At 69.4% G+C, this 15,809-nt stretch carries 14 protein-coding genes; 9 read left to right on the top strand and 5 right to left on the bottom strand.

The features are described from left to right. Positions 1-56: 56 nt before the first annotated feature. Together yghU and ACO06I_RS13930 are read right to left on the bottom strand one after the other, a co-directional pair. Entirely contained in the window at positions 57-932 is an 876-nt protein-coding gene (gene yghU / locus ACO06I_RS13935) for a glutathione-dependent disulfide-bond oxidoreductase (RefSeq protein ID WP_421933165.1), read from the bottom strand. Positions 933-1,032: 100 nt separating this feature from the next. Continuing rightward, positions 1,033-2,727: a calcium-binding protein gene (locus tag ACO06I_RS13930; protein ID WP_421933164.1), complete on the bottom strand. Its 1,695-nt coding sequence runs from the start codon at positions 2,725-2,727 to the stop codon at positions 1,033-1,035. A 181-nt stretch (positions 2,728-2,908) separates the two neighbouring features. Between ACO06I_RS13930 and ACO06I_RS13925 the strand changes: the two genes are divergently transcribed. Together ACO06I_RS13925 and ACO06I_RS13920 are read left to right on the top strand one after the other, a co-directional pair. Then, a complete protein-coding gene (locus tag ACO06I_RS13925) occupies positions 2,909-4,699 on the top strand; it encodes a M3 family oligoendopeptidase (RefSeq protein ID WP_421933163.1) in 1,791 nt (596 codons plus the stop codon). Positions 4,700-4,740: 41 nt separating this feature from the next. Further along, complete coding sequence (locus ACO06I_RS13920; RefSeq protein WP_421933162.1) at positions 4,741-5,445, top strand: phosphatase PAP2 family protein; 705 nt, start codon at positions 4,741-4,743, stop codon at positions 5,443-5,445. Here ACO06I_RS13920 and ACO06I_RS13915 read toward each other — a convergent pair. From ACO06I_RS13915 to ACO06I_RS13905, 3 genes are all read right to left on the bottom strand, one after another. After that, positions 5,442-6,374 carry a MarR family transcriptional regulator gene (locus ACO06I_RS13915; RefSeq protein ID WP_421933161.1) on the bottom strand — a complete coding sequence of 311 codons (933 nt, stop codon included), beginning with the start codon at positions 6,372-6,374 and terminating at the stop codon, positions 5,442-5,444. The two genes, ACO06I_RS13920 and ACO06I_RS13915, sit on opposite strands and share 4 nt — an antisense overlap. A gap of 117 nt (positions 6,375-6,491) precedes the next feature. After that, the gene (locus tag ACO06I_RS13910; protein WP_421933160.1) at positions 6,492-7,424 is read right to left on the bottom strand and encodes a hypothetical protein; all 933 of its coding nucleotides are present in this window, start codon (positions 7,422-7,424) and stop codon (positions 6,492-6,494) included. Positions 7,425-7,499: 75 nt separating this feature from the next. Continuing rightward, on the bottom strand, positions 7,500-8,717 hold the full coding sequence (locus ACO06I_RS13905; RefSeq protein ID WP_421933159.1) for an acyl-CoA dehydrogenase family protein: 1,218 nt from the start codon (positions 8,715-8,717) through the stop codon (positions 7,500-7,502). Between the two features lie 133 nt (positions 8,718-8,850). Between ACO06I_RS13905 and ACO06I_RS13900 the strand changes: the two genes are divergently transcribed. The 7 genes from ACO06I_RS13900 (at position 8,851) to ACO06I_RS13870 (ending at position 15,795) form a co-directional block, all read left to right on the top strand. Further along, positions 8,851-11,019: a beta-glucosidase family protein gene (locus tag ACO06I_RS13900; protein WP_421933158.1), complete on the top strand. Its 2,169-nt coding sequence runs from the start codon at positions 8,851-8,853 to the stop codon at positions 11,017-11,019. A gap of 180 nt (positions 11,020-11,199) precedes the next feature. Continuing rightward, positions 11,200-11,799 carry a TetR/AcrR family transcriptional regulator gene (locus ACO06I_RS13895; protein ID WP_421933157.1) on the top strand — a complete coding sequence of 200 codons (600 nt, stop codon included), beginning with the start codon at positions 11,200-11,202 and terminating at the stop codon, positions 11,797-11,799. Positions 11,800-11,810: 11 nt separating this feature from the next. Continuing rightward, positions 11,811-12,527 (top strand): MBL fold metallo-hydrolase, encoded by a 717-nt coding sequence (locus tag ACO06I_RS13890; RefSeq protein ID WP_421933156.1) that lies wholly within the window; start codon positions 11,811-11,813, stop codon positions 12,525-12,527. Between the two features lie 110 nt (positions 12,528-12,637). Next, positions 12,638-13,114, top strand: a complete 477-nt coding sequence (locus ACO06I_RS13885) for a PaaI family thioesterase (protein WP_421933155.1) — start codon at positions 12,638-12,640, stop codon at positions 13,112-13,114. After that, a complete protein-coding gene (locus ACO06I_RS13880; RefSeq protein ID WP_421933154.1) occupies positions 13,114-14,163 on the top strand; it encodes an alpha/beta fold hydrolase in 1,050 nt (349 codons plus the stop codon). Before ACO06I_RS13885 ends, ACO06I_RS13880 begins: the two co-directional genes overlap by 1 nt. Positions 14,164-14,248: 85 nt before the next feature. Then, positions 14,249-14,479 carry an aa3-type cytochrome c oxidase subunit IV gene (locus tag ACO06I_RS13875; protein WP_421933153.1) on the top strand — a complete coding sequence of 77 codons (231 nt, stop codon included), beginning with the start codon at positions 14,249-14,251 and terminating at the stop codon, positions 14,477-14,479. Between the two features lie 182 nt (positions 14,480-14,661). Next, entirely contained in the window at positions 14,662-15,795 is a 1,134-nt protein-coding gene (locus tag ACO06I_RS13870; RefSeq protein ID WP_421933152.1) for a Re/Si-specific NAD(P)(+) transhydrogenase subunit alpha, read from the top strand. Positions 15,796-15,809 lie beyond the last annotated feature (14 nt).

Here is a 15,809-nt window from a genome sequence, read left to right as displayed (position 1 = left end):
CACGGGGTGCGGGCCGGATCGATAGGTGGCTGGTTTGTCCCGCGACGGGAGGAGCCCTACCCCTCCGCCGGGGCCACCTTGTCCTGGGTCTTGGTGTCGAAGTCGCTGGCCTCGTGGCGTTCCCGCAGCTGCGAGGAGGGCTCGCCGAAGGTGCGGTTGACCATCCGGCCGCGCTTGACCGCCGGCCGCTCGGCGATCTGGTCGGCCCAGCGGTTGACGTTCTTGTAGGACGCCACGTCGAGGAACTCGCCGGCCTCGTAGAGGACGCCCTTGGCCATGCCGCCGTACCAGGGCCAGATGGCCATGTCGGCGATGGTGTATTCGGACCCGCCGACGTACTCGGCCTCGGCCAGGCGGCGGTCCAGCACGTCCATCTGCCGCTTCACCTCCATGGCGTAGCGGTCGATGGCGTATTCGATCTTCATGGGCGCATAGGCGTAGAAGTGCCCGAACCCGCCTCCCAGGAACGGCGCCGAGCCCATCAGCCACATCAGCCACGACAGGCACTCGGCCCGGGGCCCCGGCGCGGTGGGCAGGAAGGCGTTTCCGAACTTCTCAGCCAGGTGAATCAGGATCGCGCCCGACTCGAACACCCGGATCGGCTCGGGTCCCGAGCGGTCCAGCAGGGCCGGGATCTTGGAATTGGGATTGATCTCCACGAAGCCGGAACTGAACTGGTCCCCGGCCCCGATATTGATCAGCCAGGCGTCGTACTCGGCGCCGGAGTGCCCCAGCGCCAGCAGCTCCTCCAGCATGATGGTGACCTTCACCCCGTTGGGGGTGCCCAGCGAATAGAGCTGCAGCGGGTGACGGCCCACCGGCAGCGCCTTCTCCGAGGTCGGCCCCGCGATCGGCCGATTGATCGCCGCGAACCGCCCGCCGGACTCCTTGTTCCAGGTCCAGACCTTGGGGGGCGTGTAGGTGTCGGTCATGGCTTCCTCCGGGGTGCGCAACTCTGTGCGGTGTGGCTACCGATGTGGGGGAGGCGAAGGCGTTTGGCGAGGGGGAAGGGGCGGAAAGGCTTGGACGTTCCTAGCCAACGATGAGCCACCCGGCTGGAAGGCTGGCCGCGGTCACCGCGACCAGGACCATGCGATCCGCGCCGCCAAGATCGATCACCGTGTCGGCACCCTCCTGACGGACCGTGTAGGCGGGAGCGCCGTCGAGAACGATACGATCGCCCTGCGTGTAGTTGAAGTCGGTCACCCGATCGAGGCCAGCGCCCACCAGGGTGTGGAACATGTCGGCCCCGAGGCCGCCGGCCATCGTGTCGTCGCCGCGATCACCCCAGATCAAGTCGTCGCCGCCCCCGCCCAAGAGGCTGTCATTGGCTTGGCCGCCGCGGACCCAATCATTTCCTTCGCCGCCGAGGCAGGTGTCCGCACCAAGATTGCCGTACACGACATCACCGCCGGCCTCGCCTAGCAGCATGTCATTGCCCTGACCGCCGACCACCCAGTCGTCGCCATAGGCTCCGTTGACGGTATCGTCCCCCTGGTTGCCATGCAGGTCGTCGAAGGCCGAGCCGCCGACGATGAAATCATTGCCTTCCTCGCCCCTCAGATAGGTCAAACCACTTGTAGCGCCGCCGGAGAGACTGGGGGGATAGACCGCGTAGATCTGATCGTTTCCGGCGCCGCCGAAGATGGTGTCGGAGCCGCCGAGCCCATAGATCAGGTCGTCGCCCCCAAAGCCGCGGATCAGATCGGCGCCGTTCCAGCCGTTGAGTTTGTCGTTGCCGGCGAGGATCGTCGCGAAAGCCTGCTGGGTGGCGTCGGTGGCGACCCAGGTTCCAAACTGCGATGCTGAGATGGCCGTTTGGGACGCCCAGACTACGCCGAAGATGGCGTTGCTGTAGCCGAGGTTGCTTACCTGGCCTCCAGTGATCTGCTGGTGGGAGTCATAGGTGAACCCAGAGCCGGTCAGGCTCATGCTCGCGGTAGCTCCGTGGATATAGAGCGTCGTAGAGGTCGCGGTCTCGATCGGCATGCCCACCAGGCTGGACAGGTGGGCGGTGTCCATGTTCCCGCGCACATCACCGGTCACACCGGAATAGGCGACCGCCGGGCTTCTACCGCCGACGAAATTTCCGAAGTCGATCTGGTCGAGTCCGGCTCCCACAAGGACCGTTTTGACCAAGGACGTGCCGTCGTTCCGATTATCCTGATCGCCGTAGACGTAGAGGTCGGCGCCTACCGCGACCACTGCATAGTCCTTTCCGGCGATCACCTGTTGCTGGGCGAAAGCGTCGGCCTCAGCGGCGGTCGATCTCGTCGCCTCGACGTAGTTCGCCGCCGTCGCCAAGGGCGCGTAGTTCGTCATGGAGATGGCGTCGGTGACCTCCCAATCATGAATCCGGGTGACATACGGGTCGTCTATGACGAACAGGTCGCCTCCGGCTCCGCCGTAGGCGTCCGTGGCTCGAGCGATGGTGTCGGATCCCCCGCCGCCGAAAACGACGACTCCAGGCCAGCCCGAGGTGTCGTCGCCCGCTGTGAGAATCTGAATTCCCGAACCGGCGAATGACGTGATCATCTCGCCGTAGAGACCCGAGCCAAAGACCACGCTGCGGCCGTTTGAGGCATCCGTCAGCGTTACATGCCCTGCGACGTCGTCAAAGGTGGCGGTGAACCCAAGTATAGGTGTCGAGACGCTGAGACTGTCGGCGGCTCCGTCAAACGCAAGGGCCTGGTCTGCGGTAATCGTGCTGAACGCGTAGCTCGCCACGCCTACTCCGATATGCTGTACGAAGAGGCGGTAACACCCCTGGGTTTTGTGCTTAAGCTATTTCACGTCGGAGACGCCAGTCTCCAGTGGGGCAGCTTAGGCGGCGAGTGTGTCGGTTCGGCAGGCTGGCGGCTATTTACCGCCCTAGTCCCGCCCCGACCCGCGCGCTAAACCTCCGCCCATGAACGCCCCTGTGAAGACCGACGTCCTGCCCGAGTGGCAGCTCTCCGACCTCTATGCCGGTCGGGACGACCCGAAGATCGAGGCCGACCTGGCCGCCGCCAAGGCCGCCAATGACGAGCTGGTGAAGCTGAAGGGCCGGTTCGTGGGCATGCGCTCCGATCCGCTTCACCTGGGGGAGCTGCTGGACCACGGGATCGGCCTCTATGAGAGCGCGGTGAACGGGCTGTGGGCCGTGGGCGCCTATGCGGGCCTGGCCTCATCGGTGGCCAAGGACGACCCGGCCTGGGCCAAGTTCGAGGGCGACCTGCGCACCCGGTCCTCGCAGATCGGCGCCGAGAGCCTGTTCTTCACCCTGGAGCTCAACCAGCTCGAGGACAACGAGATCGAGATGGCCTTCAAGGCCCATCCCCCCGCCGCCCGCTGGCGCTCCTGGATGCGCCGCGTGCGGCTGTCGCGGCCCCACGAGCTGTCGCCGGACCTGGAGCGGCTGCTGATCGACCGCTCGCCCGCGGTGGCCAACTGGATCCGGCTGTTCGACGAGACCCTGGCCCGGCTGTCTGCCAAGGTGGGCAAGGAGACCCTGACCCTGCCCGAGGTGCTCAACCGCCTGTCGGACCCCGACGTCGCCAAGCGCAAGGCCGCCGCCCATGGCCTGGCCAAGGCGCTGGAGGACCGCACGCCGGAGCTGGCGCTGGCCATGAACACGCTGGCCTTCGAAAAGCAGGTGGAGGACCGCTGGCGGAAATATCCGTCGCCCGCCGCCAGCCGCCACATCGCAAACGAGGTGGACGCCGACGCCGTCGAGGCCCTGGAGGCCGCGGTGGTGGAGGCCTATCCCGCCGTCAGCCACCGCTACTATGCGCTGAAGGCCAAGCTGATGGGCCGCAAGACCCTGGACTACTGGGACCGCAACGCGCCGCTCGATACAGGCGCCCAGCGCACTTACGACTGGGGCCAGGCCAAGGGCATGGTGCTGGAGAGCTTCTCCGACCTGGCGCCCAAGTTCGCCGACACGGCCCGGACGTTCTTCGACCAGCCCTGGATCGACGCGCGGCCGCGGGCCGGCAAGCAGTCGGGGGCCTTCTCCCACCCGGTGACCGCCGAGCGGCACCCCTATGTGTTCATGAACTATATGGGCGAGCGCCGCGACGTGCTCACCCTGGCCCACGAACTGGGGCACGCGGTGCACCAGACCCTGTGCCAACCCCTGGGCACCCTGCTGGCCGACACCCCCCTGACCCTGGCCGAGACCGCCTCGATCTTCGGCGAGGGTCTGGTGTTCGAGCGGCTGTTGGCCGGGGCCTCGAAGGCCGAGCGGATGGGCCTGCTGGCCGGCCAGATCGAGGATGGGCTCAACACGGTGGTGCGCCAGATCGCCTTCCACCGCTTCGAGAGCCGCTTCCACGCCGCCCGCGTCGAGGGCGAGCTGGCGCCCGACCAGATCGGCGCCATCTGGCTGGAGACCATGGGCGAGAGCCTGGGTCCGGCCATCAAGCTCAACCGGGGCTACGAGCACTATTGGGGCTATGTCAGCCACTTCGCCCACGCGCCCTTCTATGTCTACGCCTACGCCTTCGGGGACCTGCTGGTGCGCGGCCTGATGGAGAAGCGCCGGGAGGACCCGGTCGCCTTCGCGCCCCTCTACGAGGACCTGCTGGCCGCCGGCGGCACCCGGACCTATGTCGAGGCCCTGCGCCCCTTCGGTCTGAACCCCCGCGAGAAGGCTTTCTGGGCGGCGGGCATGACCCAGATGGAGCGGCTGGTGGACGCCTTCGAGGCCCTGGTCTGAGGCGCGCGGAAAGAAGCTGAGCTTCGCGCGTTGAGGCCGGGATGACCGACCCAGCCAAGAAGCCGCTCGCGCGGCGGATCGAGACCCGCGCCCTGCTGATCTGGCTGGGCGGGGCCGCGGCGATCTGGGGGTTCTTCAACGTCGCCAGCGAGGTCACCGAGGGTGACACCGCGGCGATGGACCAGCGCCTGCTACTGATGCTGCGCCGGCCCGGGACGCTGAGCGACCCCATCGGACCGCGGTGGCTGGAAGAATCCATGCGCGACGTCACCGCTCTGGGGGGCTTCACCTTCCTGACCCTGGCGACGATCGTGGCGGTGCTGCTGTTCAGCTTCCACGGCAAGCGGCGGCAGGCCTGGATCCTGGCCGGCGCCGTGCTGGCCGCCCAGGTGTCCAGCGAGGTGCTGAAGACCTTCTATGACCGGCCCAGGCCCAGCCTCGTGCCGCACGGAAGTTACGTCTACACCCAGAGCTTCCCCAGCGGGCACTCGACCCTGTCGGCGACGGTGTTCCTGACGCTGGCCACCCTGATCGCCAGCGTGGAGGTCCGGGCCAGCACCAAGATCCTGATCTATGTCCTGGCGGTTCTGACGACGATAGCCGTGGGCTTCAGCCGGGTCTATCTCGGGGTCCACTGGCCCAGCGACGTGCTGGCGGGCTGGAGCCTGGGGGCGACCTGGGCCTTCGGCGCCTGGGTGGTGCTGGAATGGATGCGCCGCCGCGACGTGAGCCGCGAGCGGGTCTAACCCGCGTCCGGCCGGTAGCCGACGCCGATGGCCGCGAGGTCGGCGAGGAAGGCCTCGGTGAGGGCCGCCATGTCGATCATGGCGCGGATCACCTCGGGACGCGCCAGAACCTCAGTGGGGGTGGTGAGGCCGTCGGGGCCGCGCTCCACGAGTCCGCGGTCCTCCAGCCGCTTCACGGCGCGCCGCGTGGTCTCGTAGGGCAGCAGCAGGAACTTGCCGATGGCGTAGACGCTGACCGGGCGGCGCTCGGCGTCGGGAACCGCCTCCTCCAGGCCGGCGTGTGCCTGGGCCAGTTCCGGATCGTGGGTGATGTGGGCGATATTGGCCTTGTTGACAGCGCGCAGGGCCAGCACGGTCAGGACGTCGAGGTCCAAGATCCGGGCGCTGTGGCAGGTGGACTCCAGGAAGAAGTCGGTGGTCAGGCGCAGGGTCTGGCGCAGGACGTCGGGGCCTGCGGCCCCCGGCGGGCCGGCGGCGACGCCGAGGCGGCCGGCCTCCTGCACGAACCCCGTCGTGGCGGCCCAGGTCTCGGCGATGATGCCGTCGTGGGCCGGATCGGTCAGCACCTTGGCGGGGATGATCAGGCCGCCGTCCACCTCGGCGCAGACGCCGGCGGCCACCAGCTGCCTGGCCCGGCGGCGGACGGTTTCGTAGGGCAGGCCCAGGTCCTTGGCCACGGCGTAGACGCTGACAGGCCGGCGGCGGTCGTCGGTGGGCACGCCGGCAATCCCCTCATGGGGATCGGCGATGACCTCGCGCGAGGCCAGCAGCTCGCGGACATTGGCCCGGTTGATGGCCAGGATGGTCAGGGCGGTGACGATGTCGCGGCTGATGAACCGGGCCGAGCGCCGGGCGGTGTTCACGTGATAGTCGCCGGCTAGGCGGGCGATGAGGCGCCGCCGGTCCGTGGTCTCGACGTCAGGACCCATGCGGTGGCTCTCCCCATTGAGGCGACGCGTCAGGCCCAGTTGGGCTGATTTGAGGGACCTCTCAATAGTTTTAAGAACGGTGCTATGCCACGCGGCCTGGAGCCGCAGCGGCCGGGGCTAGGCCTCGGGCCGGTAGGTCAGGCCCGCGGCGGCGAGGTCGGCCAGCAGGGTCTCGGTGCTGGCCACCAGCCCCATGATCCCGGCGACCACCTCGGGGCGTGTCACCACCTCGACCGGGACGATCAGGCCCCCCGCCTGCCGCCGCACCAGGCCATCGGCCTCGAGCTGCAGCAGGGTGCGGCGGACGGTCTCGTAGGGCAGCAGCAGATACTTCGCCAGGCCGTAGACGCTGATCGGGCGGCGCTCGGCGTCGGGCAGGATGTCGCCCATGCCGGCATGGGCCCGGGCGGCGTCGGGGTCGTGGGTCACGTGCCGGACATTGGCCAGGTTGACCGCCCGCAGCATCAGCACCGCGGCGGGGTCCAGGTCCATGGTGCTGGCCATCTGGCAGACCGCCTCCAGGCAGTAGGCGGTCACCGCGCGGTTCACCTGCCGGAACTGATCGGGGCTGGGGGGCTGGTTGTCGCCGGCGACGGAGATCCCCAGGCGGCCGGCCTCCTGCACGAACGCGACGGTGGCGGTCCAGGTCTCGGCCGCCGCGGCCATGAGCCGGGGATCGAGGATCGCCCGGGCGGGGATGATCACGCCGCCGGCCACCGTTTCGCAAAGCCCGGCCTGGGTCAGCTTCTTCACGTGCCGGCGCGCGGTCTCGTAGGGCATGTGGAGATTGCGGGCCACCATGTAGATGCTGACCGGATCGCGCAGGTGGTCGGGGGGAACCCCGGGGACGCCCGCATGGGGCTCGGCGACGGTTTCCCGCGAGGCGGTCAGGGCCGCGACATTGGCCCGGCTGATCTCCAGGAAGACCAGGACGGTGAAGACGTCACGGCTGGTGGACCGAGCGACCCGCCGGGCGGAGTCCAGCTGGAAGTCCCCGCCGAGGCGGGACAGCAGTCGGCGGCGGTCCACGCCGTTCAGGTCTTCGGACATGCGATGTCGTTTACCTACCGCCGGGGGAGGACATCAAGGCGCAACCGTCCAGTCACAAGCGGTTCGCGGCCCGCCCTACAGGCCCAGCACCGCCTTGGCGATGATGTTGCGCTGGATCTCGTTGGTCCCGGCATAGATCGAACCGGCCCGGTCGTTGAGGTACTTGGCCGCCACCGTCAGGCTGTGGTCGGGACCGACATGGCCCTGGTCGGCGGGCGGGGTGAACAGCGGCGTCGGCCCCCCCGGCGCCGTGGCGTGGGGCTGGTAGGGGACGCCATAGGCGCCGGCCGCCTCCAGGGCCAGCTCGGTGAGCTTCTGGCTGAGCTCGGTCCCCACCGTCTTCATCATCGAGGACTTGGCGCCGGGCGCCTCGCCCGAGCTGAGGTTGGCCAGGATCTGCAGCTCCACGGCCTCCAGGGCGTCGATCTCGATCGCCGCGGCGGCCAGGCGCGCGGCGAAGCTGCGGGTGTCGGTAAGGTGGGGCTCGGCCGCGGCCATGGCGGCGATGCGCGCCAGCCGGGCCCGCAGCCCCGGCGCGCTGACCCCGCCGCCGCGTTCGAACTCCATCAGGTACTTGGCCACCGTCCAGCCCTCGCCCACCTTGCCCACCACATTGGCCCGGGGCACGCGGACGTCGGTGAAGAAGACGTCGTTCTGGATGTGCTCCCCCGACAGCATCAGGATCGGACGGACCTCGACGCCCGGCGTGGTCATGTCGATCAGCAGGAAGGTGATCCCCTGCTGGCGGATGCCCTCGCTGGAGGTCCGCACCAGGCAGAAGATCCAGTTGGCGACATTGGCGTGGGTGGTCCACAGCTTGTGGCCGTTGCAGATGAAGCCGTCGCCGTCGGCCACGGCGCTCATCTGCAGGGAGGCGAGATCCGAGCCCGAGGCCGGCTCGGAATAGCCCTGGCACCAGTGGTGCTCGCCCGACAGCATGCGCGGCAGGTAGTGGGCCTTCTGCTCGGGACTCCCGTGGCCGATCAGCACCGGCCCGCACATGCCGATCCCCATGGGCGAGAGCGGCGGGGCGCCGGCGGCGGCCAGCTCCTGGGCGAAGATGTAGCGCTGTGCCGCGCTCCAGCCGCAGCCGCCGTATTCCACCGGCCAGGCCGGCGCCGCCCAGCCGCGGGCGTGCAGGATGGCCTGCCATTCGGTGGCGAGATCATGCGGGGCGTAGACGCTGGTCATCAGCCGGCTGGTGCGCCGCATCTCCGATGTCAGCTCGGCGTCGAGGAAGGCGCGCACCTCGTCACGAAAGGCGAGATCCGCCTGGCTCCAGCTCACCTGCATCGCGCCCTCCCAAGGCTGTTTGACGCGATGATGCCCAGGTGACGGACCGGCAGGCGAGTCCCGCGCTCGCGCCCAGTCGACCCGCCCGGACAAACTGGATAGCGTCGCCGCCAACAAGAGGGAGGACACCGAGATGACCCAAGCCTGGATGGACAAGACCCTGTCCCCGGACGCCCGGGCCACCCTGCTCATCGAGCAGCTCACCCTCGACGAGATGATCTCCCTGGTGCACGGGCCGATGCCGGCCATGGTCACCCCGCCGCCGGCCGACGCGGCCATGGGGGCGGGCTATATCCCCGGCGTCGAGCGCCTCGGCATCCCGCCCCTGAACGAGACCGACGCCAGCCTGGGCATCGCCAATCCGCGCCAGGTGCGTCCGGGCGACGGCGCCACCGGCCTGCCCTCCGGCCTGGCCCTGGCCTCCACCTGGGACCCGGAACTGGCCCACGCCGCCGGGGTGATGGTGGGGAGCGAGGCCCGCGACAAGGGCTTCAACGTCCTGCTGGGCGGCGGCGCCAACCTGACGCGGGAGCCGCGCTGCGGGCGGAATTTCGAGTATCTCGGCGAGGACCCGCTGCTGGCCGGCGTGCTGGCGGGTGAGGCCATCAAGGGCGCCCAGTCCAACGACATCGTCTGCACCCTGAAGCACTTCGCCCTGAACGACCAGGAGACCTGCCGCCACGTGGTGGACGCCCGCATCGACGAGGGCGCCCTGCGGGAGAGCGACCTGCTGGCCTTCCAGATCGCCATCGAACGCGGCGATCCGGGCTCGGTGATGTGCGCCTATAATCGGGTCAATGGCGAGTGGGCCGGGGAGAGCGACTTCCTGCTGAACCAGGTGCTGAAGCGCGACTGGGGCTACCGCGGCTGGGTGATGAGCGACTGGGGCGCGGTCCACTCCACCGCCAAGGCGGCGCTCGCCGGCCTGGACCAGGAGAGCGGCGAGCAACTGGACAAGCAGGTCTATTTCGGCGCGCCCCTCAAGGAGGCCGTGGAGCAGGGGGAGGTGCCCTTCGAGCGGCTGACGGACATGGTCCACCGCATCCTGCGCAGCCTGTTCGCCAAGGGGGTGTTCGACAATCCCGCCGCCAAGCGCTTCACCGACTACGCCGCCAACGCCCAGGTGGCCCAGGCCGCCGCCGAGGCGGGCACGGTGCTGTTGAAGAACGACGGCCTCCTGCCCCTGTCCGGATCCCTGCGCAGGATCGCGGTGATCGGCGCCCATGCCGACGTCGGGGTGCTGTCGGGGGGCGGCTCCTCCCAGGTGATCCCCGTGGGCGGGCCAGGCCTGTCGCTGCCGGTGGCCGGCGCGGCCGGCGCCTTCGCCAACATCACCTATCATCCCTCGGCGCCCCTGGCGGCGATCCGCGACATGACCCGCAACACCCAGGTCACCTTCTCCCCCGGGACCGATCCCGCCGAGGCCGCCGACCTGGCCCGCGACGCCGACGTGGCCATCGTCTTCGCCGACCAGTGGGCCACCGAGGCCGAGGACCTGCCCAGCCTCTCCCTGCCGGGTCACCAGGACGCCCTGATCGAGGCCGTCGCCGCCGCCAACCCCAGGACCGTGGTGGTGCTGGAGACCGGGACCCCGGTGCTGACGCCCTGGCTCGACCGGGTGAGCGCGGTGCTGGAGGCCTGGTATCCGGGCACGCGGGGCGGCGAGGCCATCGCCAACATCCTGTTCGGAGCGGTCAATCCGTCCGGCCGCCTGCCCATCAGCTTCCCCCGCGAGGTGGAGGACCTGGTGCGGCCGGAGATTCCCGGCCAGATCTTCGGTCCCCCGGAGGAGGGACGCACCATCCCGACCTCGCGGCCGGACGTGCAGCAGCACAAGGGCCGCTTCTCGGTGGAGCATCCGGAGGGGGCCGATGTCGGCTACCGCTGGTTCGCCAAGCACGGGACCGCGACCCTGTTCCCCTTCGGCTTCGGCCTCTCCTATACGAGCTTCGCCCATTCGGGCCTGGAGCTGACGGGCGGCGAGACGATCACCGCCAGCTTCGAGGTGAAGAACACCGGCGCCGTGGCCGGGATCGACACCCCCCAGGTCTATGTCACCGTGACGGGCTCGGACGGCCAGCCCAGCCAGCGCCTGATCGGCTGGGCCCGCGTGGCGCTGGCGCCTGGCGAGAGCCGCAGGGTGAGCGTCACAGCCGACCGTCGCCTGCTGGCCAACTATGACTTGGCCCTGCCGGGCTGGCGCATCGCCGCCGGTCCTGTGGCCGTGGTGGTGGGAACCTCGGCCGAGGACGCCACCCTGCACGGCGAGGTCGCGGTCACGGCCGGGACGCTGAAGCCCTAGAGCCTCCTTCTCGCCCGTCATCCCAGACGGCCGTCAGGCCGAGCCGGGACCCAGGGGCGGCAGGCTGGACCCCTGGGTCCCGGCTCTCCGCCGCGCTGCGGCCGGGATGACGCAGCGGGCCCGTCGAAAGACCGCCCCCTCTTGACGCCTCAATATTGATAGAATATTCGTTCAATTAATATGACCCAGACCCCACGCAGGTACGACCAGCAGCGCCGCGCCAGTTCGGCGGCGGAGACACGGAGACGGATTGTGGAGGCGACCTTCGAACTGCACGCCGAGCAGGGTGTGCTGGCCACGACCATGAAGCAGATCGCCGCCCGGGCCGGGGTCGGGGTGGGCTCGGTCTATCACCACTTCCCCACCTATGAAGACGCCGTCGAGGCCTGCGGCCAGCACGCGCGGGTGCTGATGCCGGTCCCCAGCGAAGCTGCCCTGGCGGGCGCCACGACCCGGGCCGAGCGGATTCGCGCCTTCGTCGCGGCGGTCTTCGATCTCTGGAGCCAGGCGCGGGGCCTGGAGCGAATCCGCGCCGAGCGCGACGAGGTCGGCCCGGTGCGGACCTATTTCGACGAGATGAACCAGGGCCTGACCCGCTTGGCGGCCCAGGCTCTCGGGCCGGGCGCGACCGCGATGGAGGCCGAGATGGTGGTGGCGCTCTGCGACCTCTCGGTCCTCCAGGCCCTCACCCGCGCCGGCCTGTCCCGCGACGCGGCGACCGACCGGATCGCCGAGGTCATCAATGGCTGGCTGGCCGCCGGCAGATCCTCTCCAAGCTGAAGGAGCCCCTCATGGAGACCCGCACCACCGAAATCGCCGACGGCGTCTACCGGCTGTCGACCTATGTGTCCGACGTCGCGCCCCCGGCCGGCTTCACCTTCAACCAGTTCCTCATCGACGCCGATGAGCCGCTGCTGTTCCACTGCGGGCACCGCCAGATGTTTCCGCAGATCAGCGAGGCGGTGCGGGCGATCATGCCGCTGGAGCGGCTGGCCTGGATCAGCTTCGGCCACGTGGAGGCCGACGAGTGTGGCGCCATGAACCAGTGGCTGGCGGCCGCGCCCCGGGCCCAGGTGGTCCACGGCGCCCTCGCCTGCGACGTCTCTCTGAACGATCTGGCCGACCGCCCGCCGCGGGCCCTGGCCGACGGCGAGGTCCTGGACCTGGGCGGCAAGCGCCTGCGCTGGCTCGACACGCCGCATGTGCCACATGGCTGGGAAGCCGGCGCGATGTACGAGGAGACCGGCGGTGTGCTGCTTTGCGGCGACCTGCTGACCCATGTCGGCGACGGTCCGGCCCTCACCCACGGCGACGTCCTGGCCCCTGCGCTGGAGGCCGAGGCCATGTTCAAGGCCATGAGCATGCACCCCGCCACGGGATCGGTCCTGCGCCGGCTGGCGGCCCTGGAGCCCACCACCCTGGCCCTGATGCACGGCTCGTCCTACGCCGGGCGCGGGGGCAAGGTCCTGTCCGACCTCGCCGCGGAGTTGGAGGCGGTCGCCGCCTGAAGCCGCGACGCGGTTTTCCGGTCCTGACGGGGGGGCAGCTTCGGCATGACGGCGACTGGACCCCATCAAGGGCTTGCCATTCGCCGACCGCCCGTTCATTTCCCTGCGCGATGTCCGATGATCTGACCGAAGTCCAGACCGCCATCGTGCCCGATGGCTTTGTCATCAACCTCTGGAACCGGGGGTTCGGCCGCACGGTCGGGCCGTTCTATTCCCGCCGTGACGAGCCGACCGGCGACGAGGTGATGGCCTTCCGGGTCGAGGAGCATCACGCCAACGGCATGAACAACTGCCACGGCGGCATGCTGATGAGCTTCGCCGACATGGCCTGGGGCCGGGTGATCTCCAACAAGCGCGAGATCGGCTGGGTGACCGTGCGGTTGACCACCGACTTCCTCTCCGGCGCCCACATGGGCGACTGGGTCGAGGGGACCAGCGAGATCATCACCGAGCAGGACGACGTCTTCACGGTTCGGGGCCGGATCTGGTGCGGCGAGCGCACTCTGATCACCGGCACCGGCGTCTACAAGGGTATGCGCTCCATCTCGCGCAAGGCGGGTGAGCGCGAAGTGCGGGGAGTCGCCTGATGGCATTGGATCCGGCGATCAAGGAAGGCGCTCCCGTCGGCTACGACGACCGCCCCATCCATTCCGAGCCCGGCAGCCTGCCGCCCCAGGTGCAGGCGCCGCTGGCGCCGTTCCGCGGCCGCCATCCCGACGCGCCGGAATGGTTCCTGGACGCCATCGCCCAGGAGCCGGAGCGCAGCTTCGTCACCTCGCTGGGGACAAGGATCGAGGCCCTGACCTGGGGCGAACTGGGCAAGCCCGGCCTGTTGCTGGTGCACGGCAACTCCGCCCACGCCGACTGGTGGAGCTTCATCGCCCCCTACCTGGCCCAGGACTACCGGGTGACCTCCATGTCGCTGGCCGGCATGGGCGCCTCGGACTGGCGCGAGAGCTACGCCTTCCAGGACTTCGCCGAGGACGCCGAGGCCGTGGCGCGCGCCACCGGCCTCTACGAAGCTGGCAAGCCGATCTATATCGGCCACTCCTTCGGGGGCAGCCAGGTGTTCTTCGCCGCCGCCGCCCACCCAGAGCGCATGCGCGCCGCGGTGCTGGTGGACACCGGCTTCGGCGGTCCGCCGCCGGACTCGCCGGAGGCCAAGCGCATGCAGGAGCAGCAGGTGCGCAACATCCCCACCGGCGACCGCGCCGCTCGGGTCTATCCGACAGAGGAGGCCGCGCTCGCCCGCTTCCGCTTCATGCCGCCCCAGGTGGCCGGCAACCTGTTCATCGCCGACTTCATCGCCCGCCGCTCCCTGAAGCGCGCGCCCCTGCCGGACGGCTCGGGGGAAGGGTGGACCTGGCGGTTCGACCCGGCCATGTGGAACAAGCTCGACCGCAGCGTGATGATGGGCATGACCGCCGAGGGCCCGCCCAAGGTCACCGTGCCCCTGGTGCACATCTATGGCGACCGCTCGGTGGTGAAGTCCCGCGTCAGCGATGACCGGCCCTCGCCCCTGCCCAAGGACATGCTGGAGATCGCCATCCCCGATTCGGCCCACCACATCATGGTCGATCAGCCGTTGGCGCTTATCGCGGCGTTGCGCGGCCTTCTGGCCGCCTGGCCGGGCTGAGACATAAGGCGCGCTTGAGCCATCGCGGCGGACCGTGTAGGTCGGCCTGCTTCCATTTCCTCCCAAGTTTGAGAGACGCCCTTCTATGGCTTCCGAATACCACCGCGGCGACATGGACATTTCCGAGCAGGTCGCCACCTTCAATCTGTTCAACGGCCTGACCAAGTGGGGCTCGCTGGTGATGGCCGCCCTGCTGCTTCTGCTGGTCCTGTGGTTCTGCACCCCCGCGGGCTTCCTGGGCGCCTTCATCAGCGCCGCGGTCCTGGCCGGCCTGGGTGTCGTCTTCCTGCGCGAAAAGCCCGAAGCCGCCCACTAGGGTCGCCTCTGCGCGCCCGCCGCGCCCTCCGCAATGACCTGTCAGGCGCGTCGATTCATCGGCGCGCCTGAAGTCGTATCCGCCATTCAAACGGACGTTCGAATATCCCAGGTCGATAGCTGGACAAGCTCACCGTGCCCCCCGTATGGTCCGCCCAAAGCTGACCAGGGGGAAACAGGCGCATGGCCGTCATAGCCGTCACGACCGAACGCCGCGCCGGCGAGACCCGCGTCGCCGCCGTCCCCGAGACCGTCAAGAAACTGATCGCCGCCGGCTTCTCGGTGGTGGTGGAGTCCGGCGCCGGAACCGCCGCGTCCTATCCCGACGCCGACTACCAGGCCGCCGGGGCGGAGATCGCCAAGGACGCCAAGGCCGCCATCGGCAAGGCCGACATCCTGTTCAAGGTGCGTGCGCCCGAGGCCGCCGAGGTCGCGACCCTGAAGTCCGGGGCCATCGTCGTGGCCCTGCTCAACCCGCACATGGACAAGGACGCCCTGAAGGCGCTGGCCGCCAAGGGCGCCACCGCCTTCGCCATGGAGTTCGTGCCGCGGATCACCCGCGCCCAGGTCATGGACGCCCTGTCCTCCCAGGCCAACCTCGCCGGCTACCGCGCGGTGATCGAGGCCGCCGAGGCCTATGGCCGGGCCATGCCGATGATGATGACCGCCGCCGGCACCGTCGCCGCGGCCAAGGTCTTCGTGATGGGGGTGGGCGTCGCCGGCCTGCAGGCCATCGCCACGGCCCGGCGTCTCGGCGCTGTGGTCACCGCCACCGACGTCCGCCCCGCCACCAAGGAACAGGTCGAGAGCCTCGGCGCCAAGTTCCTGGCCGTCGAGGACGAGGAGTTCAAGAACGCCCAGACCGCCGGCGGCTACGCCAAGGAGATGAGCGCCGAGTACCAGGCCAAGCAGGCGGCCCTGGTCTCCAGCCACATCGCCAAGCAGGACATCGTCATCACCACCGCCCTGATCCCCGGCCGGCCGGCGCCCAAGCTGGTGAGCGCCGAGCAGGTGGCCTCCATGCGCCCGGGCTCGATCCTCGTGGACCTGGCCATCGAGCAGGGCGGCAATGTCGTCGGCGCCAAGTTAGGCGAGGTGGCGGTCACCGCCAACGGCGCCAAGATCCTCGGGATCGCCAACCTGCCCGGCCGCATCGCCACCGACGCCTCGGCCCTCTATGCCCGCAACCTGATGGCCTTCGCCGGCCTGCTGCTGGACAAGGAGGGCAAGCTCGCCCCCGACCTGGAGGACGAGATCCTCAAGGCGGCCCTGGTCACCCAGGGCGGCGCGGTCGTCCACCCCTCGCTGCAAAGCTAGAGCTCCCAAGGAGG

Origin of the sequence: Phenylobacterium sp. (assembly GCF_965229015.1) — a bacterium.
In the GTDB taxonomy this organism is placed as follows: Bacteria; Pseudomonadota; Alphaproteobacteria; order Caulobacterales; family Caulobacteraceae; genus Phenylobacterium.
The sequence above is the reverse complement of the archived record's forward strand: the minus strand, read 5'-3'. Positions and strand labels throughout refer to the sequence as shown.